Genomic DNA, 19,845 nt, shown 5'->3' on the forward strand with positions numbered 1-19,845 from the left:
CCTCTGCCGATCGTCGTAGCGTTGAGCCATGGACAACAACAAAGATGTCCGCGATTTCCTCATGACCCGGCGAGCGCGCATCACGCCCGCTCAAGCCGGTTTGACCGCGTTCAGCGGAACCCGGAGGGTCGCGGGGCTCAAGCGCGAGGAAGTGGCCTTGCTGACAGGAGTCAGCACGGAGTACTACGCCCGCCTTGAACGTGGCAACCTGCGGGGCGCGTCCGACTCCGTCCTGGACTCTCTGGCCCGCGCCCTGCAATTGGATGAGGCCGAACGCGCCCATTTGTTCGACCTCGCCAAGGCGGCGGCCCCCTCCGGTCCTTCGGGCGTCCGCCGGACAGGCGCCGAGGTTCGTCCGAGCATCGAACGGATCCTTGAAGGAATGACCGGCACGCCCGCGTATATCCGCAACACCCGGATGGACATTGTGGCCGCGAACAGCCTCTGTTTCGCGCTCTATACCGGCATTCTCAGCCCCACCGCACTACCCCTGAATCTCGCCCGCTTCATGTTCCTCGACCCCCGTTCGAAGGAATTCTTTCTCGACTGGGAGACCCTGGCCAACGATTTCGCGGCCGCACTCCGTGCCGAGTCCGGCCGCAACCCCCGTGACCGCTACCTGAACAGCCTCATCGGCGACCTAGCGGCCGGCAGCACAGAATTCTCCACACGGTGGGCCCGCCACAATGTCAGGTTCCACCGCACGGCCCGCAAATCGATGCGGAACCCCCTGGTTGGCGAAATCGAACTCACAGGCGACGCACTTGAGCTTCCCGGCGAAGGACTGACTTTGATCGCCTACTCCGCCGAACCTGGCAGCCAAGCACAGGAACAGCTCGCGTTCCTGGCCAGCTGGACGGCAGCCCAGGCCTCGCCCGCCGGATCAGAAACTGCGATGAAGACGAGCAAACCCAACCTCCGGGACTAGTGGGACGGCTGCATCCGGGCCGCCTCCACGGCCAGCCTCGTTTCCTCAGCAATCAGGTCCGCGTTGATGACCGCTCCTGCCATCACGCCGGCGGCAGCGGAGGCCATCACTTGTCCGGTGGGATCGGTGACGTTCCCAGCAGCCCACACGCCCGGTACCGACGTTGCGCCTTGGGGACCAACTTCAACATGGCGGCCAACACCCATGGGGTGTTCTACGGTCTGGACTCCCAAAGACTCCAGTACGGCCGAGCGCGCTTCCATCCGAGGGCCGACGACAACGGCTTCCACAGGAATCACGGTGCCGGATGCCAGGACAATGCCGCTCAGTGCGTCGTCGGTGACTTCCAAGGATCGTACTTTGCCTTCAACGACGCTGATGGAGCGGGCCGCCAACTGCTCCCATTCATCCTCAGTCGGCACAACGATGTCGTTGAGGAACAGGGTAATTTTGGGGCTCCATTGCCGGAACAGCAACGTCTGATGCAACGCCATCGGCACTGACCCCAGAATTCCAATCGCCTTGTTCCGCACCTCCCAACCGTGGCAATACGGGCAGTGCAGGACGTCCCTGCCCCAACGTTCCCGGAGCCCTCCGACCTCGGGCAGCACGTCGGTCAAGCCCGTTGCAACGAGCAAGCGGCGCGCTGCTACTCTCCGGCCGTCAGCCAAGTCCACATCAAAGCCGAGTTCCGAACCTGACCCGGCAACCGCCGTCGAACGGGCTGCCGCCGCGGCGCCGGAAACAAGGTGACCGCCGTACTGGAGCACTTCCTTTCGCCCGGCTTCCAACAATTCCCCAGGGCTGATTCCATCCCGGGACAGGAAACCGTGCACCCCTACGGCAGGAGCATTCCGGGGTTCTCCGGCGTCGACCACCAGGACGGACCGCAAGGCCCTGCCCAGCGTCACCGCGGCACTTAGCCCGGCCGCGCCACCTCCAATGATCACGGCGTCGTACTGGCTGTTCATTGATTCCTGGCTCACTGCGCCTCCATGTCTTCAAGCGGCCTTCGTGCCGCTTCTTCCATGGTTGGCAGGTGCGGCTGATTCAGCAAGAAAGTTTGCCAGTATGGCAAACTGAAGCCATGGCCACTGATTTCAGCAAGATGCTCGACGCCGTTGGTCCGCGCCTCCGCGCCCTGCGGACCCAACGCAACGTGACACTCGCGGAGGCCTCGGCAGCAACCGGAATCTCCGTCAGTACGCTCTCCCGGCTGGAATCCGGGCAGCGGAAGCCCACGCTGGAGCTTCTCCTGCCGATCGCCAGGCTTCACCGGATCCCCCTGGAAGAACTCATTGATGCCCCGGAGACCGGTGATCCGCGCATCCACCTCAAGCCCCACGTGCACGAGTGGGGCACGGCCTTGCCCCTGACTCGCAGGCCGGGAGGAATCCAGGCGTTCAAAATGGTCCTTCCAGGCGCCACCGGCAAAGAGATTCCCCATCCCCAGTCGCACGAAGGCTTCGACTGGATGTACATCCTCAACGGCAAGCTTCGGCTGGTGCTGGGCGAGAACGACTTTGTCCTGAAACCCGGCGAAGCGGCGGAGTTCGACACCCGCACGCCGCACTGGTTCGCCAGCGCCACCAAGGACCCCGTGGAGCTCCTCACGCTCTTCGGGCAGCAAGGTGAGCGCATGCACGTGCGGGCGCGGCCCAAGCGCTAGCCACCCCCGCGAACCATAAATGACGGCAATTTATTTTTTGCCGCTTGCGTCGGAGCGTGACTGCACTCATACTAAATGAATGCTATTCATATAGTGACAGCCGTCTCACCCGACTCCCACGACGCGTCACTTGCACCACAGCAACAGCCTTTGCCCATCTAGAAAGGGCCACTCATGAGCCAGACCATCAGCCACGGCGGCAGCGCAGCCGCAACGTCGCACGACATCAGCGGCAAGGGACTGAAGACGGGGCAGCTGGGGCTCCTCGCCGTCGTCGTTCTTGGCATTTCGACCATCGCCCCGGCGTATACGCTCACCAGCGCGCTCGGCCCAACCGTCAACGAAGCCGGACTGCAACTGCCGGTCATCTTCCTGATCGGGTTCATCCCGATGATCCTGGTGTCCCTCGCCTACCGCGAACTCAACGCCGATTCGCCGGACAGCGGCACCACATTCACCTGGGTCACCAAAGCGTTCGGCCCGTGGGTGGGCTGGATGGGCGGTTGGGGCCTGCTCGCAGCCAACATCATTGTCCTGTCCAATCTGGCGGGCGTCGCCGTGGACTTCTTCTACCTGTTCCTGGCACAGGCCACAGGCTCACCCGAGCTCGCCGACCTCGCCTCGAACAAGCTGCTCAACGTTGCCACGTGCTTCGTGTTCGTGGCACTTGCCGTCTGGGTCAGCTACCGGGGCCTGCACACCACCAAGATTGTGCAGTACGGCCTGGTGGGCTTCCAGTTGCTGGTCCTCGGCCTTTTCGTCGCCATGGCCTTCGCCAACTGGTCCACGTCCGAGACCGCTGTTCCGTTCAGCTGGGACTGGTTCGACGTCACCAAAATCGAAACGTTCGGCCAGATCGCTGCCGGCATCTCCCTGTCGATCTTCGTGTACTGGGGCTGGGACGTCTGCCTCACAGTCAACGAGGAAACCGCCAACGGCAAAAAGACCGCAGGCCTCGCAGGCACACTGACGGCAGTCATTGTCCTGGGCATCTACCTGCTGGTCACCATCGCCACCATGATGTTCGCCGGCGTCGGAGACACAGGCATCGGCCTGAACAACGCCGAGAACCACTCCAACGTCTTCACCGCACTCGCCTCACCGGTCATGGGTCCGTTCGCGATCCTGATGTCGCTCGCCGTGCTGTCCAGCTCGGCGGCGTCGCTGCAGTCCACGTTCACCTCGCCGTCGCGCAGCCTGCTCGCCATGGCGCACTACGGCGCCCTGCCTGAGCGTTTCAGCAGCATGAGTAGGAAGTTCTCGACGCCGGGCTTCGCCACGGTGGCGGCCGGCGTCCTGTCCGCGGGCTTCTACGCCGTGATGCACGTGATCAGCGAGAACGTCCTCAACGACACCATCCTGGCTTTGGGGCTGATGATCTGCTTCTACTACGGACTCACAGCCATCGCCTGCGTTTGGTACTTCCGCAACAGCGTCTTCTCCAGCCTCCGGAACTTCGTCCTGCGGCTCCTGTGCCCGCTGCTTGGTGGCGTCGGCCTGTTCGTGGTGTTCCTGCAGACCGCCGTTGACAGCTGGGCTCCGGAGTTCGGAAGCGGCTCGGAAATCTTCGGCGTGGGGCTCGTGTTCGTGCTCGGCGTGGGGATCCTGGCGATGGGTGCCGTGGTCATGGTGATCATGTCCCGCATCCGGCCCGGCTTCTTCCGGGGCGAGACCATCCGCAAGGACACCCCCGCGCTGGTGGTGCCCGAGTAGGCCTTTCGAGATCGCGGGAAAGCTGCGACAACACTCAAGAGCGGCCTGTTCGCCGGATAGCTCCGGCGAACGGGCCGCTCTCCCGCGTTCCCGACGCACTCCCGGGTTCGGGCGGGCCCCCTACCAGCGATGGGCGACGTCGACGACGAGCCGCGAACCGCCGTCGGGTCCGTCCAAGGTGAACACCCGGAACGGAAGGCGGGCACGGACGCCCAAGCCGATGCTCGTGTAGCCTTCAAAACTGCCCGCGAAGACCACCTGACGGAACGTCTGGTAGCCAGCTACGTTGGACAGTTCGGCTTTGGCCGCAGGAGTGTAGGTGGGCTGGCCGTTGTGGTTGTAGGACGGCGCCGTCACTACAACCTGCAGATCAGCATCACCCAGCATCGGGATTTCGAAGCCGGACCCATCCTGGACAACAACGGGAACATACCGCACCGAATAGCCAGCCACCTTGCCGGCCAGGTCGATCACCAGGCGGTCGTAGCACGGCTGCTGCCCCGTACGAACGTTGGTGACCTGGGCGGCACTCATGTCAGCGTCGGCCTTCGCCAACGAACCCCACATAATGCCGCAATAAGGTGAAGCCGAGGCTGGCCCCGGTGCCACCAAACCGAGTCCGGCTGCTACTAAAACCGCTGCCAAACCCGCACGAAACTTCCTCATTTTTGGGCCCCCTTCAGGAGTGATGGATACCTCAAGACTAGGAGCGTCGCGGGGGCTTTGGACGGTATGTGGCCGCTTCGGCGCACAACCGTTAAAGGGGCCTGCGAGTGGTCACAGGAGGGTGATCGACGCCTGGTTTTTCACCGGTTTAACGGCGAATTTGGGGGCGTTCGCGCACTCGTTCGTGATCGAAGATAACGACACCTCAGCGTGATCTTTGACGACGACGTACAAAAGCCCCGTCCGACCGATCCTGGTCTGACGGGGCTCCGTGCGTTTTGCGGTGCTTCGTGTCTAGCCTTCGCAATCCTTGCAGTACTTGAGGCCGTTCTTTTCCAGTGCAACCTGCGACCGGTGGCGGACCAGGAAGCAGGAAGAACACGTGAATTCGTCAGACTGTTCCGGGACCACAATAACGGTCAGTTCTTCACCGGAAAGATCGGCGCCGGGAAGGTCGATTCCTTCGGCAGTGTCGTTTTCGTCGACGTCGATGACTGCAGTCTGTGCACCGGATCCACGTGACGCCTGAAGGGCCTCAAGCGATTCAGCGGGAGACTCTTCTTCTGTCTTGCGGGGGGCATCGTAATCGGTAGCCATGGGGTTCGCTTTCGTTGCTGCATAATGCCATTTCAGGCACCTCAGTGAAGCAGTTTAGGGCATAGTACACGTGATGGACGAATACTGTGCTCAACGCAACATTCTGCAGCTTTCGAGTGACCCCTTAGGCGTCTATGCGGGCCTTTCCGGAATGGGACTGAATGGCCTGTGCACTGGCAACTGTTACCCCACTGAGCGCCGGCAACCAGGTCCAGTCCTGGCCCGCTTCGATCTCCGGATCGGCGCAGTCCAGCACATACGCGGCTTCAATCCACGAGGCGATTTTCGTGCCCAGTCCGGCCAATATCGATGCGATCATGCCGCAACGGTATCCAGCCCGGATGTGGAGTCCGTTTCCCGTGCGTCACGGGCTTGTTAACTCTCGCCGCCAGTGCCCACGGCCAGTTTCGATCAGTCCTGGAGCGCCTGCTGGACGATGTACTCGGCGATCGCCAGGGACGAAGTAGCCCCGGGAGACGGTGCGTTGCGTACCAAAACCGTGTCCCGCCGTCGTGCAATCACAAAGTCGTCCACCAGCGAGCCGTCGCCGTTCATTGCCTGGGCACGAACACCGCGCGTGCCAGGAAGAACCGTTGCCCCTTCCAGCGACGGCACAAAGCGCATCGCTTCCTTGATGAATTTCTTCTTGCTGACCACGGTTTGGAATTCGCGGACCGCCGATGGGACGTTCTGGCGGGCGAAGTTCCAAAAGCCGGGAAACAGCGTGTAATTCAGAACATCACGGACGTTGACGTTTCTCCAGGAATAGGATTCGCGGCCGAAGGAAATGAACGCGTTGGGGCCGAGCATCATTTCGCCGTCGATGCGCTTGGTCAGGTGCACGCCGAGGAAAGGATGTTTCGGGTCCGGAACGGGATAAATGAGCCCTTTGACTTTGGTTTTGGCGTCGCCGCCCAGAAGGAAATACTGTCCGAAAAACGGAACGATGCGCGGAGTGGCCGGCTCGCCGGTCGCTGCCGCCAAGCGGTCCGACTGCAGCCCGGCGCAGGCGACCACCAGGTCGTAATGCTCGCCGCCGTCCCTCGTGTGGACCACCACACCGCTCCCCTGCTGCGCCAGCGAGGTGACCTCCTGCCCCAGCCGGATGTGCCCGCCCGCGGCCCTGACGTCGTCGGCGAGTGCGTTGGTGATGGCCGCGTAATTGACGATCGCCGTTTCGGGCGAGTGCAAAGCAGAAAGTCCGACGGCGTTCGGCTCCACCTCGCCTATTTGGTCGCCACGCAACATCCGTACGCCGGGCACGCCGTTGGCCGTGGCGCGGGCGAAGATGCTCTCCAGCCGCTTTTTCTCTTGCCCGGTCTGGGCGATGACCACCTTGCCGCACGTTTCATACGGGAGGCCCTTGGTGGCGCAGAATTCCTTGAGCAGCTCCACGCCCCGGCGGCATAGTGTGGCTTTGAGACCGCCGGGTTCGTAGTAGAGGCCCGCGTGGACCACTCCGGAGTTGTGGCCGGTCTGGTGCGCGGCGAGCCGGTCCTCTTTCTCGTACACGGTGACTTGGACGCCGTCGAGCCTGTTGGCCAGCTCCCGCGCGACGGCGACGCCGATAATACCGCCGCCCACCACTGCGCAGTGTTTGAGTTTCCTGGGCATCCGACTCCTCAACGTTGGGGCTGGTCCGTGTCACTGACAGCATTTCACGGTGCGGTTCGCCGGGCACGCAAGAGGGGCGGCACGTAACGTGCCGCCCCTCGTGGATCTTGGTTACCGCGTGTGACTAGACGCTGCCCGGAACGTCGAAACGCTGGCCGGCTGGGTTGGACGGCAGAAGCGTGAGAACCAGCACAGCCAAGGCTCCAATGAACGGCACGAGTACCAGCAGCAGAAGCCAGCCGCTGAAATTCCCATCGTGGAGGCGCCGCACGGTCAGGGCAATCGAGGGAACAATCGTTGCAAGGCCCCAGATGCCGAGGAGGATGAATCCGATGACGGCGCCTGGGCCGTAAACAGGTAACCCGTCCCGGCTGACCGAAGTACCGACGGTGGCGATGAGGTTAAAGACCGTGCTAACGACGACTGAAACCAAAGTCCACCACCAGTATTCGCTGCGGCTCGCACGGCCCGTGAAGACGGTGTACTTCTTGAAGAAGCGCTTTACAGCGGCACCGATCGGCGCGCCGTAGTACGGAGCCCAAAGCGGCGGTTCGCCGGCCTGTGCGCCGTAGGGCTGAGTCTGTTGCGGTTGTTGCTGATAGCTCATTGGTATTTCCCCCGGTTAGGTTAGTCATTGTTATGACAGTGCGCTCAGTAATGAGAGTCGTGCCTTATCGTAATGCTCTTGGCGCGAATAAGGCAGGTCGATGGACAAAATTAACCGGGATTTAGTCCGTTGACGCAATGTGTCCTCGCCCAGTTCCTCTCTCACATCCCGACCAATTTCCGCAATCCCTCTCTCACATCCCGACCAAAAAGGTCGACGTCGGTCGCTCACCCAAGTGCCGACGTCGGGCGGGACGCTCACGCACGCGATTCAGTCGGAATACAGGACCTGAGACAGGGTCACGGAAAACACCGCGGGACGTGAGAGTGCGTCAGGGAAAACACCGCGGGATGTGAAAGAGCGTCAGGGAAAACACCGCGGGACGTGAAAGAGCGTCAGGAGGCGAACTGCTTCCGGAGCTCCACCTTGCGGATCTTTCCGCTGGCCGTGCGCGGCATCTCCTCGACAAACACCACGGACTTGGGGATCTTGTACCTGGCGAGTCGGCCGTCCAAATGCGAGCGCAGCTCCTCCTCCGACAATGACGCCCCTTCCCGCAGGGTCACGATCGCCCGCGGAACCTCACCCCATTTGTCATCGGGAACACCAATCACAGCAACGCTGGCCACTGACGGCAGTTCGGCGATTGCGGCCTCGACCTCCGCCGGATAGATGTTCTCCCCGCCGGAGATGATCATGTCTTTGATGCGATCCGAGACGAACAAGAAGCCCTCCTCGTCCCGGAATCCCATGTCACCGGACCGGAACCAGGAGGAATCCGCGTAGCTTTCGGACGTCGCCTCGGGCCGGTTCCAGTACTCCTTGACGACGTTGGGCCCGGAGATCTGGATCTCCCCCACTTCACCCGGAGCAACAACGCCACCTAGCGGATCCGCGATCCGGACATCAGTGAAAAAGTGTGGCAAACCTGCGGAACCGGCTTTCTCCTTGGACCTCGACGCCGGCAGCATAGTGGCCCCGGGAGCCGTCTCGGTCATGCCGTAGCAACTCGTGAAACCGATGCCCCGTTCCTCGTACGCATCCAGCACCCGGCGCGGAACCGCAGAGCCGCCACAGGTGAGTTTGTCCAAGGAGCGGAGGTCCGCCGTCGGCCAATCCGGATGGTCACACAGCATCTGGAAGGTGGTGGGGACGCCGTTGAGTGTGGTGACGCGGTGCTGCTCCACGAGTTGCAGAACGCGACCGGCGTCGAACTTGGCTTCAAGCACCACCGTGGCGCCCTTGAGCAGCATCGGCAGCAGGCCCATATCCAAAGACGCCACGTGGAACAGGGGCGAGATCATCAGCGCGACGTCGTTCCGGTTCAGGTCCATGTCCACCACGGTGTTGAAGCAGTTCCACGTGATGTTGCCGTGCGTCAGCAGCGCCCCTTTGGGCTTGCCCGTGGTGCCGGAGGTGTAGAGGATCATGGCCCCGTCGTCCAGTGTCACTGCTTGGTCCAGCGGAGTCGCGGCTGCGACCGCAAGCACCTCGTCATAGCCTTCGACGCCGGATGGCAGCTCAACTGCGGAACCGTCGGTGTCGTCGTCGGGTGCCACCACAAGACGGTGGGTTACAACCGTGCCTGTCACTGACTCGGATGCTACAACGTCCAACGCGTCGGCGTTGATCAGGAGCCGGGCCCCGGAGTCCTGCAGCTGGAACTGCAGTTCCGGGGCGGTGAGGCGTGTGTTCAGCGGGACGAAGATCGCGCCGAGCAGGCCGCAGGCAAAGAAGGTCTCCACGAAAGAGGGGTGATTCTCGCCGAGGTAGGCAACGCGGTCCCCCTTCGCTACTCCCCTGTCCTTCAGGGCATTCGCAAGCCGGTCGGTCCGGTTGGCGATCTCGGCGTAGCTGAAAGTCTGTTCGCCGGAAATGAGGGCCGCTGCAGTTCCGGACTTGGCACGCCGACGGTGCAGCCAGGATCCAACTCCGTTGTTGTCCATGGTGCGTAACTCCTAACTGACCTTGGAGAGGTCGTTGTACTTAGACTCCCGCGTCAGCAGGATGAACACAATCGACACGAGCGACATGATGGACAGGAACACGACCACGGGGACAAGGCTCTGACCGGCATCTTTGTACAGCCCGGCGACGATGCCGGGCGTGAAGCCTGCCCCGATCAAGGTGGCGAGTTGGTAGCCCACCGCTGCACCCGTATACCGGTTGGTAGTACCGAACTGTTCCGAGACGAACGCTGCGAGGGGCCCGTAGAGGGACGAGTGCAGGACGAGTGCCACCGTGAACGCCAGGAAGATCAGGCCAATATTGCCGGAGCTCAGCATCCCGAACATCGGGAACAAGTAGAGGATGAACAGGGCCAAGCCGGTGACCATGACCGGCCGGCGGCCGAAGCGATCGGACAGCCTGCCGCCCAGGAGGACGAACAGGATGGAGATGGCCGACGCCCCGGCGAATGCGTACAACACGCCCTGCTGCGGTGCGCCCTTGGAGACCGCGTAGGTCACGGAGAACGTAGGCAGCACTACTTGGAGACCGAAACCGGCAGCGCCGGCAAACATGATCATGATCAGTGCTTTCGGACGGCGCAGCACCTCCAGCAGCGGGATCTTGCGCTTGGTGCCCAGGGCGCGTTCCTTGGCCACGGCTTCGGCGAAGATCGGGCTTTCGGAGACCCGAAGCCGGACGAACATCCCCACGATCAAGAGCACGAAGGAGAGCAGGAACGGCACGCGCCAGCCCCAGGCAAGGAAGGCGTCCTGCGGCAGGGCTGAAAAAATGCCCATCACGAGGGTGCCCAGGACCGCGCCCGTAGGGGCGCCGGCGTTGACAAACGACGCCGCGAAGCCGCGCCGCTTGGGATCGGAATGTTCCAGGGCCATCAGTGCAGCGCCGCCCCATTCACCGCCGACGGCTATACCCTGGCAGACGCGCAGGACCACCAAGAGAACTGCACCCCATGGACCGATCACATTGGCTCCCGGGATGAGTCCAATGAGTGTGGATGCGATTCCCATCATGGCCATGGAGACAATGAGCATTCCCTTACGGCCGATCCTGTCGCCAAAGTGGCCGAAGATGATGCCACCCAAAGGCCTGGCAACGTATCCGGCGGCGAACGTGGCATAGGCAGCAACGACGCCAACCCACTGGTCGGTACCGGCAAAGAAGACTTTGGGGAAAGCTACCGCCGCGGCTGTTGCGTACAGCAGGAAGTCGTAGAACTCGATGGTGCTGCCCAGATAGCTGGACATGATGACCGTGCGCGCTTCTTTGCGCTTCGCGGCCGTACTCGCAGGTGCGAGAGCAGTGTGTCCTGACATGGCTGTTCCTTGGGATGAGGAGGGGTGTTTTGGGACTACTTGTAGAAGCGGCTTATTTGTGGAAGCGGCTCATTTGTAGAAGCGCGCCAGGAATTCTGCCACGACGGCGGGGCGTTCCTGGCCTTCGATTTCGATGGTGGCGTTGACTTTGATCTGGGCGCCGCCCTTGACCTCGGTGACCTCGGCAATGCTGCCTTGCATGCGGACTTTGGATCCCACCTTGACCGGGGAGGTGAAGCGGACTTTGTCCAGGCCGTAGTTGACCTTGGTAGTGACGCCGTCAACGTCGAACAGCTCGCCCCAGAACGGGATGATCAGGGACAAGGTGAGGAAGCCGTGGGCGATGGGGGCGCCGAACGGGCCGTCCTTGGCGCGCTCGGGATCAACGTGGATCCACTGCTGATCGTCAGTGGCGTCAGCGAACAGATTGATTTGGTCCTGCGTGATCTGGCGGTAGTCGGTGGTGCCGAGGTCCTTGCCGGTCATGGTGAGCAGGGTGTCGAAATCGACGACGAGATTGGGCATCGTTGCCTCCTTGGCAGATATGCGGTTAGCGGGTAAAGGCACTGTCGCCCGTGAGGGCGCGGCCGATGATGAGGGCGTTGATGTCGTGAGTGCCCTCGTACGAATAGACGGCTTCGGCGTCAGCGTGGAAACGCGCGACGTCGGAGGCCAGGGTGATCCCGTTGCCGCCCACCACTTCGCGGGCCAGGGCGACGGTTTCGCGCATGAACAGACTCGTCTGCATCTTGGCCAGGGCCGAGTCCTGATCGCGGTAGATACCACGGCCCTGCTGTTCGGTGAGCCGGACGACGAGTGAGAGTGACGCCGTGATGTTGCCGAGCATACGGGCGAGCTTTTCCTGCACCAACTGGAACGAACCAAGGGACCTGCCAAACTGCCGGCGTTCTTTGGCGTAAGAAAGTGCGGCCTCGAAAGAGCCGGCTTGGATGCCCGTCGCGATCCACGCAACGTCCGAACGCATGGCCCGGAGCATGGCAGCCACGTCCTTGAACGAGTTCACGTTGTGCAGGCGCATGGCCTCGGGAACCCGGACATTTTGAAGGGTGATATGGGCATTCTGCATCATCCGCAAGGACGTTTTGCCGTTGATTTTCTCGAGGCTGACGCCCGGCGCCAATCGGTCCACGAGGAAAGCTTTGACCTGCCCGTCAGCTACGTCCCGTGCGAACACGCACAGCACGTCGGCCGTTGAAGCACCCCCAATCCACCGCTTGGCACCGTCCAAAACCCAGCTGCCGCCGTCCGGGCCTGCGCCGCCGTCGACGCCTGTTTCGAAGCGCGCTGTAGTGGAGAGACCGCCGGCGATGTCCGAACCGTGCTCCGGCTCGGTCAGCGAGAAGACGCCTTTGAGGGAGAAGTCGATGACCTTGGGCATCCACTCCTTTTGTTGGGCCTCGGAAGCGCCGATGCGGATGGCTGTACGGAACAGGCCGGCTTGGGCTGTGTACCAGGTGGCCAAGGACGCATCAGTTCGGGCCAGCTCGAAGATCCGGAAGCCTTGGTAGATTCCCCGGGCGGGCGCCGCAAACGGCTCCATGATGCCAAGATCGATCAGCGGCCGCACCAGTTGCTCCGGGAAGTCTCCACGCTCCCAGTACTCGGCCAGGAGCGGCTTGGCCTCGGTATCAAGGAAATTCCGCAACCGTCCCAGTACCGCGCGCTCCTCGGTGGTAAGCAGCGCTTCGGCGTCATACCAGTCCGCGACGGAGTACAGCCGTTGTTCCAGCACCGTGGTGGACATCTCAACCACCCAAACCGAGCAGTCGGACCGCGTTCTCCTTGAGAATCTTCGGCCGGACCTCGTCCTTCAGGGGCAAGTCCGCGAACGCACCCAACCATTTCTGCGGTGTGATCAGCGGGAAGTCCGTGCCGAACAACACCTTGTCCTGAAGCACCGAATTGGACAGGCGGACCAGGGACTCAGGGAAGTACTTGGGCGACCACCCGGAGAGGTCGATGAACACGTTGGACTTGTGGGTGGCGATCGAGTTGGCTTCGTCCTGCCACGGCACCGAGGGGTGGGCCATGATGATCTGCAGGCCCGGGAAGTCAGCCGCGACGGCGTCCAGCAGCAGCGGGTTTGAGTACGCCAGCTTGATTCCGTACCCGCCGGGAAGCCCGGCGCCCATGCCGTTCTGGCCCGTGTGGAAAATACACGGCAGCCCCAGTTCCTGCAGCGTTTCCCAGAGCGGGTAGAACTGCTCGTTGGACGGGTCAAAACCCTGCAGTGAGGGGTGGAATTTGAAACCGCGGGCGCCGAGTTCAATAGCTTGGTGCTTGGCTCCGGCGATTGCGTCCTCCCCCGTACGGGGGTCCACGCTGCCGAAAGGAATGAGCACATCGTTGTTCCGGGCGGCTCCCTCGATCAGTTCGGGGATGCTGTTGGGTTCGTGCTTGAGCTGCGTCCGTGCGTCGACAGTAAAGACGACGGCGGCCATGTTCAGTTCGCGGTACACCTCGGCGATCCTGTCCAATGACGGCGTACGGTCCTCGGCCTTGAAGTACTTGGCGGAGGCCTCAGTGAGGGCGTCCGGAAGGGAGCCATGGCCGCAGCTGTCTACTTCGAGGTGGACGTGCATATCGATCGCATCGAGCTTGGCGGCGTCGATGCCGAGTTCGTAACGGGTGGCCATGATCAGCGGGCCTGGGAAGATACAGCCGCCGGTTCAGGCTGCAGCCCCTCGGGCAGCGGCAGGAATTCCTCGCCGTAGCTCTGCAACGCGTCCGCACCGAAGAGCGAGCCGGCGTTTTCGCGCAGGGCTTCGTAGGTCCAGCCGCCATCGCGGTACTCGGTGCTCGCAGCCTCAGGGTGGGTCCAGACCTGAAGCCGGTCACCGCCGGCGCCGATGGCCTGGCCGGTGATGTTGGCAGCCGAGTCGGAGGCCAGGAAAGCAATGAGCCCGGCGACGTCGTCGGCCGTTCCAAAACCGAGGTCATGCCGGAAAAACGAGGGCATGGCCTGGCCACGCTCATCGGCTTCCACCGCCTTCTGGAAGTACGGCACGGTCTTGGTCATGGCCGTCGCGGCGACCGGGATCACGGAGTTGACGGTGACACCGGCCCTCTTCATTTCCAGCGCCCAGGTGCGGACCATACCCACGATTCCGGCCTTCGCGGCAGCATAGTTGGTCTGCCCGAAGTTGCCGCGCTGGCCTGTTGGGGAACCGATGGTGATGATCCGGCCTTGGATGGTGTTTTCCTTGAAGTACGCGAACGCCTCGCGGACGCACGTGAACGTACCGCGGAGGTGAACGTTGATGACCAGGTCGAAGTCCTCGTCGGTCATTTTCAGCAGGCTCCTGTCCCGCAGGATGCCGGCATTGGTGACCAGGATGTCCAACCGGCCGAATGCTTCAACGGCACCGGCAACCAGGGCCTTGGCGGCGTCAGTGGAACCGACCGGAACCACCACCGCCGTGGCCCGGCCGCCGTCGGCCTCAATCTGCGCAACGGCGCCTGCAGCGGTCTCAGCGTTCACGTCATTAATCACGACGGCGGCACCCTGTCGGGCGAGTTCCCTCGCGTAAGCGAGTCCAAGACCCTGCCCGCTCCCAGTAACAATTGCAACCTTGCCGTTCAAGCTCATGGCGTGCTCCTTCGCATGCAGTCACCGGCCGGAACCGGTGGGGCCGATCCCACTGCGTCGTGAGATCCTTGTCATGATCAATGAGAATACGGATCATTGAAAAAGTCAACGATTGTTTTTCATTACTATTGGAGTTGTCATGGGCCCGCAAAGCACCGAAGTGGAAATCCCGCGCCTGGCCACGGCCAAAATCGGCAACGACGTGGGCCTTCTACTGGCCAAACTGCACGCCACTGGTTCGCTCTTGAACAACAAGGCGCTGGCGGATTACGGCCTCCGGGAGCGGTCGTTCTCCGTGCTCACACTCGCGTGCAGCGGCCTGGAACCCACACAACGCGAGCTCGCCGATTTCCTCAGCCTGGATCCCAGCCAGGTGGTCAGCCTGGTGGACGACCTCGAACACCGCGGCCTTGTCAAACGGGCCCAAGGCAAGCAGGACCGCAGGGCCAAGATCATCGTCTCCACAGCTGAGGGCCGGCGGATCCACAACAAAGCGCGGGCTGCACTGGAAGTGTGCGAACAGACCCAGCTCACAGCACTCAGCGAGGAAGAAAACACGCAGCTGAGGACCCTCCTCAAGAAGGCGTTGTGGGGCTAACCGGCGGGCCTCAACGGACGCACGTCGCGGCACAGCAAAACAGCCGGGCAGGGGAACTCCCCCTGCCCGGCTGTTGACGTTGTCGACTACAGAGCGTGCTGAACCGCGAATTCGTGGCGGCCCGAGCCAACCTCAAGCGGCTCCTGCCCGGGCAGCTCAACCCGTGCCGTGGTCCCGGTGGGAATTTCGGCGACGACGCTCAGGTCGCCGTCGTCGATCCGCCACTGTACCGAGGCGGTACCGTACGGCGTCTCGTGCCGGGCTGACGCCCAACCGAGCCCGCCGCCTGGCTGCGGCTTGACGAGGATCTTGCGGTAGCCGGGCTCGAGCGGAGCCAAGCCGGCAACCACGCGGTGCATCCAGTCGGCCACGGCGCCCAGGGCGTAGTGGTTGAAGGAGGTCATCTCGCCCGGGTTGATGGAGCCGTCCGGGAGCATCGAATCCCAGCGCTCCCAGATGGTGGTTCCGCCCTTCCCTACGGCATAGAGCCAGGAGGGACATTCCTTCTCCAGGAGAAGGTCGTAGGCGGCGTCGATCTCACCCGAAAGCGTGAGCGCGTCGGAGACCACTGGCGTGCCCGCAAAGCCAGTACCGATCCGGTTTCCGTTCGCCCGGACAAGCTCGGCAAGCCTGCTGCCTGCCCGCGCTTTGGATTCAGCATCGGGAAAGAGATCGAAGACAAGCGCGAGAGCATACGCCGTCTGGGCGTCGCTGGTCATGATGCCGTCGGGGTGGATGTACTCGCTGGCAAAAGCCGCTGCAATGTCGCGTGACAACGTGAGGTAGCGCAGTTCGTCGTCGGACTTGCCCAACACAGCAGCCGACTTCGCCAGATGCCGTGCAGACCACGCGAAGTAGGCCGTTGCCACAAGATGCTTGTCAGTCATGGCCTTGGTGGGATCCTCCGGTGGGGCCGTTGGGTCAAGCCAGTCGCCCAGCTGGAAGCTGCCGTTCCAGAGGTGGCTCCCGCCGGAAAGCCGGTCCACCAGATCCACCCAACCCTTGGCGCTCTCATACTGCGCAGCCAAAATTCCGGGGTCGTTGAATCGCTCATGGAGGGTCCACGGAGTCAGCACGGCGACGTCGCCCCAGACCGCGCCCGGACGGATCGGCGTCCAGTAATTGCCGCCGGGAATGACAGGCACATACCACGGCACGGTGCCGTCCGGGAGCTGCTCGGCGGCCACATCCTTGAGCCAGGAGGACAGCATGCCGGAGCAGTCGTAGAGGAAGCTCGCTGTAGGGGCGAACACCTGGATGTCCCCGGTCCAGCCGAGGCGCTCGTCGCGTTGGGGGCAGTCCGTGGGGATGTCGACGAAGTTGCCTTTCATGCTCCACAAAACGTTGTCATGCAGGCGATTCAGGTCCGGGTTGGAGCATTCGAACCAGCCCGTGCGCCCCATGTCTGTGTGGTACACCCGTGCTACAACGTTTTCCGCAAGATCCCCTCCGGTCCAGCCAGTGATCTCGGCGTAGCGGAAGCCATGGATCGTAAACCGCGGTTCCCAGCTTTCCTCGCCGGTTCCGGCCAGGGTGAAGCGGTCCGTGGCGTCGGCTCCGCGCAGCGGGCGGGTGTACAGTTCCCCGTCCTGCAGGACCTCTGCGTGGCGGAGTGTCACCGTGGAACCGGCGGCACCGCGGACAGTAATGCGGAGGCGACCCACCAGGTTCTGGCCGAAGTCGATCAGCGTCTTTCCGGCCGGAGACGTCCACACACGCACCGGGCGCAGCTCGTCGGTGCAGCGGACCGGCGGACCTTCCGGTGCCACCAGTGTCCGGGGATCGCGTTCGACGCCGGTCACCGGCTCCCAGCCGGCGTCGTCGAACGCCGGGGTACTCCAGCCACTGGGCAGCTGCCGGGCATCGTAGGTTTCGCCCTTGTACAGACTCGAGAGGAGGATCGGGCCGAACGACGCTTTCCAGGACTCGTCCGTGCCAACCACGGTGACAGAGCCGTCGTCGTGCGTGATATGCAGCTGCGCCAACAGCGCGATCTTGTCACCGTAGAGGTTCGCGTAACCGCCCTTGAAACCGATCCTGCCGCGGTACCAACCGTCCGCAAGCAGCGCGCCGATCGCGTTGTCGCCGTCGGAAACGTGCTCCGTGACGTCGTAGGTGTAGTAGCGCAGACGCTCACCATAGACGGTCCAGCCGGGCGCTAGCGCGTCGTCGCCCACGCGGACGCCGTTGATTTCCACCTCGTAGAGACCGTGCGCCGTCACGTACAGCCGGGCTGAGGCAACCGGGCGGTCCAGCGTGAAGCCGCGCCGCATCAGAGGTGGTCGGCGGTCAGCTTCCGGATCCTCGTCCCAGGCGGGGGCGATCGCGGTTGCTGTCCAGTCATCTGGGTCAAGAAGACCGCTTTCGACGGCGGATGGCTGGCTCCATTCGCTCGGCGCCTCGTCTCCCACTCCCCACACACGGACCCTGACCTCTGCACGTTGCGCGGACGTTAGCGGAGTCCTCTGCCACGGGACCAGCACGGACTCTGCGGAGTCGGTTCGCTCGCCCGTCCACTGTCCGTCAGCGGTGGTCACTGAAATCTGGTAACCCTCCTGGACCCACCCCGGTTCGGCCGTGGTCTTCCAGGAAATACGCGGCGCGGCGAGGCCGATACCCAGGGCGCCGGTCCCTGGTATCGAGGGCAAGTGTTCGAAAGTCGCCGGATGGACGGTGGCAGGCATAGGGGAAGTCTCCTTGGAGTGGGTGGCGCTTCTTCAGCGGGCGGTGCGGCTTTTGGGTGGGTTCAGCCTTTGACGGCTCCGGCGGTCATGCCTGCCACGATTTGGCGGTTGAAGAAGAGGTACATGATGAAGGGCGGGATGGTGATGAGCAGGATGTTCATGAAGAGCAGGTTGTAGTTGGTGGTGAACTGGCTCTGGAAGTTGAACAGTGTCAGCTGCACGGTGGCGTTCGCGTCCCCGGGGAGGAAGTAGAGCGGGTGCTGGAAGTCGTTGAAGATGGCCACTGACTGGACCACGATCACGGTGACGATGACCGAGCGCAGCAGCGGGAAGATGACCCGGAAGAAGAGCCGGATGGGTCCGCAGCCGTCGATCACGGCCGCTTCATCGAGTTCCTTGGGAATGGAGGCGATGAACGCCCGGAACAACATCACGCAGAAGGACAGGCCGAACGCGACTTCGATGAGGATCAGGCCCGGGAGCGTCTTGAACAATCCCATGCTTTGCAGCACCCAGATGGTGGGCACGATCGCGGGCGGGATGATCAAGCCGGAGAGGATCAGGAAGTTCGCCACACCGTTCCAGCGTGACTTGCGGCGCTGCAGGACCCAGGCCACCATCGCGGCGAGGACCACCAGGATGGCGACGCTGGCCACGGTGAGGATGGTGCTGTTGACGAAGGCGGTGACCAGCATGAACTTCCGGGCCGAGAGCACCTGCGTGAAGTTCTCCACGAATTGGAAGTTGGTGGGCCAGGCGAAATCAAGTTTTGCCGCTTCCTTGCGGTCCTTCACGGCGGTCAGGACCATGAAGAGCAGGGGAACGATGAAGACCAGGACGGTCACTGCGATGGCCAGGACGCCGACGCCATACTTTTTGAGCGCGGTAATCACTGTTCCACCTCCTTGCGGTTCAGGAACATGGACAGGGGCAGGATGATGGCCGTCACGATCAGGAACAAGACAACGTTCCCAGCGGTGGACAGTCCGTAGAAACCTGCCTGGTACTGCTTGTAGATGACCGAAGCGATCACGTCCGAGGTGAATCCGGGGCCGCCCTTGGTCATAGCCCAGATCAGGTCGAAGGAACGCAGTCCGCCGATCAGGGAAAGGATGATTACCGTTGCGGTGGCCGGGCGGGCCAGGGGCAGGGTGATGTTGAAGAAGCTCTTGATGGAGCTGGCGCCATCCATTTTTGCCGCTTCGAAGTACTCCTGCGGGATGGAGACAATGCCGGCGATGTAGATCACCGTGGCGAGGCCAACGCCCTTCCACACGTCCACCAGGGCGACTGAGACCAGCGCCCAGGCCGGGTCCGTCAGCCAGGCCGGTCCCTGGATGCCAATGGCGGCCAGTCCTTCGTTGATCATGCCGTTGCGGGGATCCATCAGGACCGTAAAGACGATGCCGACGCCGATGCTGCTCAGCAGCACGGGGAAGAAGATCACGGAGCGAAGGTATCCGCGGGCAATGATCTGGGAAGTCAGCAGCACTGCCAGGAGCATGCCCAGGACCACTTTGAGCGTGGAGGTCACCACGCCATAGATGAATGTGTTGGTCAGGCCCTTAAGAAGGGCCGGTTCCTGGAAGAACTGGACGAAGTTGTCCAGGCCGATGAAGGTAAATTCCGTGAGGTTCCAGCGCGTAAAGCTGAAGAAGAACGACGCGAAAGTGGGAACCAGGAACAAAGCGGTGTAAATGACCGCCGCGGGAAGGTAGAACCAGTAAGGGTAGGCCGAGCGGCCCTTGCGGCGCTTTGGCCGGGCGGCCTGCGGTACCGGGCGTACCGCCGTCGGCGTTGGTGCGGTGTTCAGTGTCATGAGAATCTCTCCACATGCCGTCCAGGCCGGGACCGGCCCGGACGGCTTCCAAGGTT

The 19,845-nt window shown here is 62.7% G+C and carries 19 protein-coding genes; 4 read left to right on the forward strand and 15 right to left on the reverse strand.

The window, feature by feature from the left end; all coding sequences use genetic code 11:
• Positions 1-28 precede the first annotated feature (28 nt).
• Positions 29-928, forward strand: coding sequence for a helix-turn-helix transcriptional regulator (locus ACIQC5_RS20880; RefSeq protein ID WP_400286886.1), 900 nt, complete (start codon positions 29-31; stop codon positions 926-928).
• On the opposite strand, the gene ACIQC5_RS20885 is transcribed toward ACIQC5_RS20880, so the two are convergent.
• Positions 925-1,899, reverse strand: coding sequence for an NAD(P)/FAD-dependent oxidoreductase (locus ACIQC5_RS20885; protein WP_400287039.1), 975 nt, complete (start codon positions 1,897-1,899; stop codon positions 925-927). The two genes, ACIQC5_RS20880 and ACIQC5_RS20885, sit on opposite strands and share 4 nt — an antisense overlap.
• A gap of 116 nt (positions 1,900-2,015) precedes the next feature.
• On the opposite strand from ACIQC5_RS20885, the gene ACIQC5_RS20890 reads away from it, so the two are divergent.
• The gene (locus ACIQC5_RS20890; protein ID WP_400286889.1) at positions 2,016-2,597 is read left to right on the forward strand and encodes a helix-turn-helix domain-containing protein; all 582 of its coding nucleotides are present in this window, start codon (positions 2,016-2,018) and stop codon (positions 2,595-2,597) included.
• Positions 2,598-2,771: 174 nt separating this feature from the next.
• Entirely contained in the window at positions 2,772-4,310 is a 1,539-nt protein-coding gene (locus ACIQC5_RS20895; RefSeq protein WP_400286891.1) for an APC family permease, read from the forward strand.
• A gap of 120 nt (positions 4,311-4,430) precedes the next feature.
• Here the strand turns inward: ACIQC5_RS20895 and ACIQC5_RS20900 are convergent, their stop codons facing one another.
• The 11 genes from ACIQC5_RS20900 to ACIQC5_RS20950 form a co-directional block, all read right to left on the reverse strand.
• Positions 4,431-4,976 (reverse strand): hypothetical protein, encoded by a 546-nt coding sequence (locus ACIQC5_RS20900; RefSeq protein ID WP_400286894.1) that lies wholly within the window; start codon positions 4,974-4,976, stop codon positions 4,431-4,433.
• Positions 4,977-5,270: 294 nt separating this feature from the next.
• The gene (locus ACIQC5_RS20905) at positions 5,271-5,573 is read right to left on the reverse strand and encodes a DUF4193 domain-containing protein (protein WP_400286897.1); all 303 of its coding nucleotides are present in this window, start codon (positions 5,571-5,573) and stop codon (positions 5,271-5,273) included.
• A 124-nt stretch (positions 5,574-5,697) separates the two neighbouring features.
• On the reverse strand, positions 5,698-5,892 hold the full coding sequence (locus ACIQC5_RS20910) for a hypothetical protein (RefSeq protein ID WP_400286900.1): 195 nt from the start codon (positions 5,890-5,892) through the stop codon (positions 5,698-5,700).
• Positions 5,893-5,984: 92 nt separating this feature from the next.
• Positions 5,985-7,187, reverse strand: a complete 1,203-nt coding sequence (gene lhgO / locus ACIQC5_RS20915; RefSeq protein WP_400286902.1) for an L-2-hydroxyglutarate oxidase — start codon at positions 7,185-7,187, stop codon at positions 5,985-5,987.
• Between the two features lie 124 nt (positions 7,188-7,311).
• A complete protein-coding gene (locus tag ACIQC5_RS20920) occupies positions 7,312-7,794 on the reverse strand; it encodes a DUF805 domain-containing protein (RefSeq protein WP_400286905.1) in 483 nt (160 codons plus the stop codon).
• Positions 7,795-8,189: 395 nt separating this feature from the next.
• A complete protein-coding gene (menE, locus tag ACIQC5_RS20925) occupies positions 8,190-9,740 on the reverse strand; it encodes an o-succinylbenzoate--CoA ligase (RefSeq protein ID WP_400286908.1) in 1,551 nt (516 codons plus the stop codon).
• A gap of 12 nt (positions 9,741-9,752) precedes the next feature.
• Positions 9,753-11,078 (reverse strand): MFS transporter, encoded by a 1,326-nt coding sequence (locus tag ACIQC5_RS20930; RefSeq protein ID WP_400286910.1) that lies wholly within the window; start codon positions 11,076-11,078, stop codon positions 9,753-9,755.
• 69 nt (positions 11,079-11,147) lie between these two features.
• Positions 11,148-11,603 (reverse strand): MaoC family dehydratase, encoded by a 456-nt coding sequence (locus tag ACIQC5_RS20935; RefSeq protein ID WP_400286913.1) that lies wholly within the window; start codon positions 11,601-11,603, stop codon positions 11,148-11,150.
• 25 nt (positions 11,604-11,628) lie between these two features.
• Complete coding sequence (locus ACIQC5_RS20940) at positions 11,629-12,843, reverse strand: acyl-CoA dehydrogenase family protein (RefSeq protein ID WP_400286916.1); 1,215 nt, start codon at positions 12,841-12,843, stop codon at positions 11,629-11,631.
• Position 12,844: 1 nt separating this feature from the next.
• Entirely contained in the window at positions 12,845-13,735 is an 891-nt protein-coding gene (locus ACIQC5_RS20945) for an amidohydrolase family protein (protein ID WP_400286919.1), read from the reverse strand.
• Between the two features lie 2 nt (positions 13,736-13,737).
• Complete coding sequence (locus ACIQC5_RS20950) at positions 13,738-14,688, reverse strand: SDR family NAD(P)-dependent oxidoreductase (RefSeq protein ID WP_400286922.1); 951 nt, start codon at positions 14,686-14,688, stop codon at positions 13,738-13,740.
• Between the two features lie 139 nt (positions 14,689-14,827).
• Here ACIQC5_RS20950 and ACIQC5_RS20955 point away from each other — a divergent pair, with 139 nt between their 5' ends.
• Positions 14,828-15,286, forward strand: a complete 459-nt coding sequence (locus tag ACIQC5_RS20955) for a MarR family winged helix-turn-helix transcriptional regulator (RefSeq protein ID WP_400286924.1) — start codon at positions 14,828-14,830, stop codon at positions 15,284-15,286.
• Positions 15,287-15,372: 86 nt separating this feature from the next.
• On the opposite strand, the gene ACIQC5_RS20960 is transcribed toward ACIQC5_RS20955, so the two are convergent.
• From ACIQC5_RS20960 to ACIQC5_RS20970, 3 genes are all read right to left on the reverse strand, one after another.
• Complete coding sequence (locus tag ACIQC5_RS20960) at positions 15,373-17,970, reverse strand: family 78 glycoside hydrolase catalytic domain (protein ID WP_400286927.1); 2,598 nt, start codon at positions 17,968-17,970, stop codon at positions 15,373-15,375.
• Positions 17,971-18,032: 62 nt separating this feature from the next.
• On the reverse strand, positions 18,033-18,863 hold the full coding sequence (locus ACIQC5_RS20965; RefSeq protein ID WP_400286929.1) for a carbohydrate ABC transporter permease: 831 nt from the start codon (positions 18,861-18,863) through the stop codon (positions 18,033-18,035).
• On the reverse strand, positions 18,860-19,789 hold the full coding sequence (locus tag ACIQC5_RS20970; protein ID WP_400286932.1) for a carbohydrate ABC transporter permease: 930 nt from the start codon (positions 19,787-19,789) through the stop codon (positions 18,860-18,862). The genes ACIQC5_RS20965 and ACIQC5_RS20970 overlap by 4 nt, the downstream gene beginning before the upstream one ends.
• Positions 19,790-19,845 lie beyond the last annotated feature (56 nt).

The organism is Paenarthrobacter sp. NPDC092416 (assembly GCF_044755025.1).
Classification (GTDB): Bacteria; Actinomycetota; Actinomycetes; order Actinomycetales; family Micrococcaceae; genus Arthrobacter.

Bases quoted from the DNA above. Each gene is read 5' to 3' on its own strand.
- ACIQC5_RS20880 (WP_400286886.1), top strand. From the start codon at position 29: ATGGACAACAACAAAGATGTCCGCGATTTCCTCATGACCCGGCGAGCG.
- ACIQC5_RS20885 (WP_400287039.1), bottom strand. From the start codon at position 1,899: ATGAACAGCCAGTACGACGCCGTGATCATTGGAGGTGGCGCGGCCGGG.
- ACIQC5_RS20890 (WP_400286889.1), top strand. From the start codon at position 2,016: ATGGCCACTGATTTCAGCAAGATGCTCGACGCCGTTGGTCCGCGCCTC.
- ACIQC5_RS20895 (WP_400286891.1), top strand. From the start codon at position 2,772: ATGAGCCAGACCATCAGCCACGGCGGCAGCGCAGCCGCAACGTCGCAC.
- ACIQC5_RS20900 (WP_400286894.1), bottom strand. From the start codon at position 4,976: ATGAGGAAGTTTCGTGCGGGTTTGGCAGCGGTTTTAGTAGCAGCCGGA.
- ACIQC5_RS20905 (WP_400286897.1), bottom strand. From the start codon at position 5,573: ATGGCTACCGATTACGATGCCCCCCGCAAGACAGAAGAAGAGTCTCCC.
- ACIQC5_RS20910 (WP_400286900.1), bottom strand. From the start codon at position 5,892: ATGATCGCATCGATATTGGCCGGACTGGGCACGAAAATCGCCTCGTGG.
- lhgO (WP_400286902.1), bottom strand. From the start codon at position 7,187: ATGCCCAGGAAACTCAAACACTGCGCAGTGGTGGGCGGCGGTATTATC.
- ACIQC5_RS20920 (WP_400286905.1), bottom strand. From the start codon at position 7,794: ATGAGCTATCAGCAACAACCGCAACAGACTCAGCCCTACGGCGCACAG.
- menE (WP_400286908.1), bottom strand. From the start codon at position 9,740: ATGGACAACAACGGAGTTGGATCCTGGCTGCACCGTCGGCGTGCCAAG.
- ACIQC5_RS20930 (WP_400286910.1), bottom strand. From the start codon at position 11,078: ATGTCAGGACACACTGCTCTCGCACCTGCGAGTACGGCCGCGAAGCGC.
- ACIQC5_RS20935 (WP_400286913.1), bottom strand. From the start codon at position 11,603: ATGCCCAATCTCGTCGTCGATTTCGACACCCTGCTCACCATGACCGGC.
- ACIQC5_RS20940 (WP_400286916.1), bottom strand. From the start codon at position 12,843: ATGTCCACCACGGTGCTGGAACAACGGCTGTACTCCGTCGCGGACTGG.
- ACIQC5_RS20945 (WP_400286919.1), bottom strand. From the start codon at position 13,735: ATGGCCACCCGTTACGAACTCGGCATCGACGCCGCCAAGCTCGATGCG.
- ACIQC5_RS20950 (WP_400286922.1), bottom strand. From the start codon at position 14,688: ATGAGCTTGAACGGCAAGGTTGCAATTGTTACTGGGAGCGGGCAGGGT.
- ACIQC5_RS20955 (WP_400286924.1), top strand. From the start codon at position 14,828: ATGGGCCCGCAAAGCACCGAAGTGGAAATCCCGCGCCTGGCCACGGCC.
- ACIQC5_RS20960 (WP_400286927.1), bottom strand. From the start codon at position 17,970: ATGCCTGCCACCGTCCATCCGGCGACTTTCGAACACTTGCCCTCGATA.
- ACIQC5_RS20970 (WP_400286932.1), bottom strand. From the start codon at position 19,789: ATGACACTGAACACCGCACCAACGCCGACGGCGGTACGCCCGGTACCG.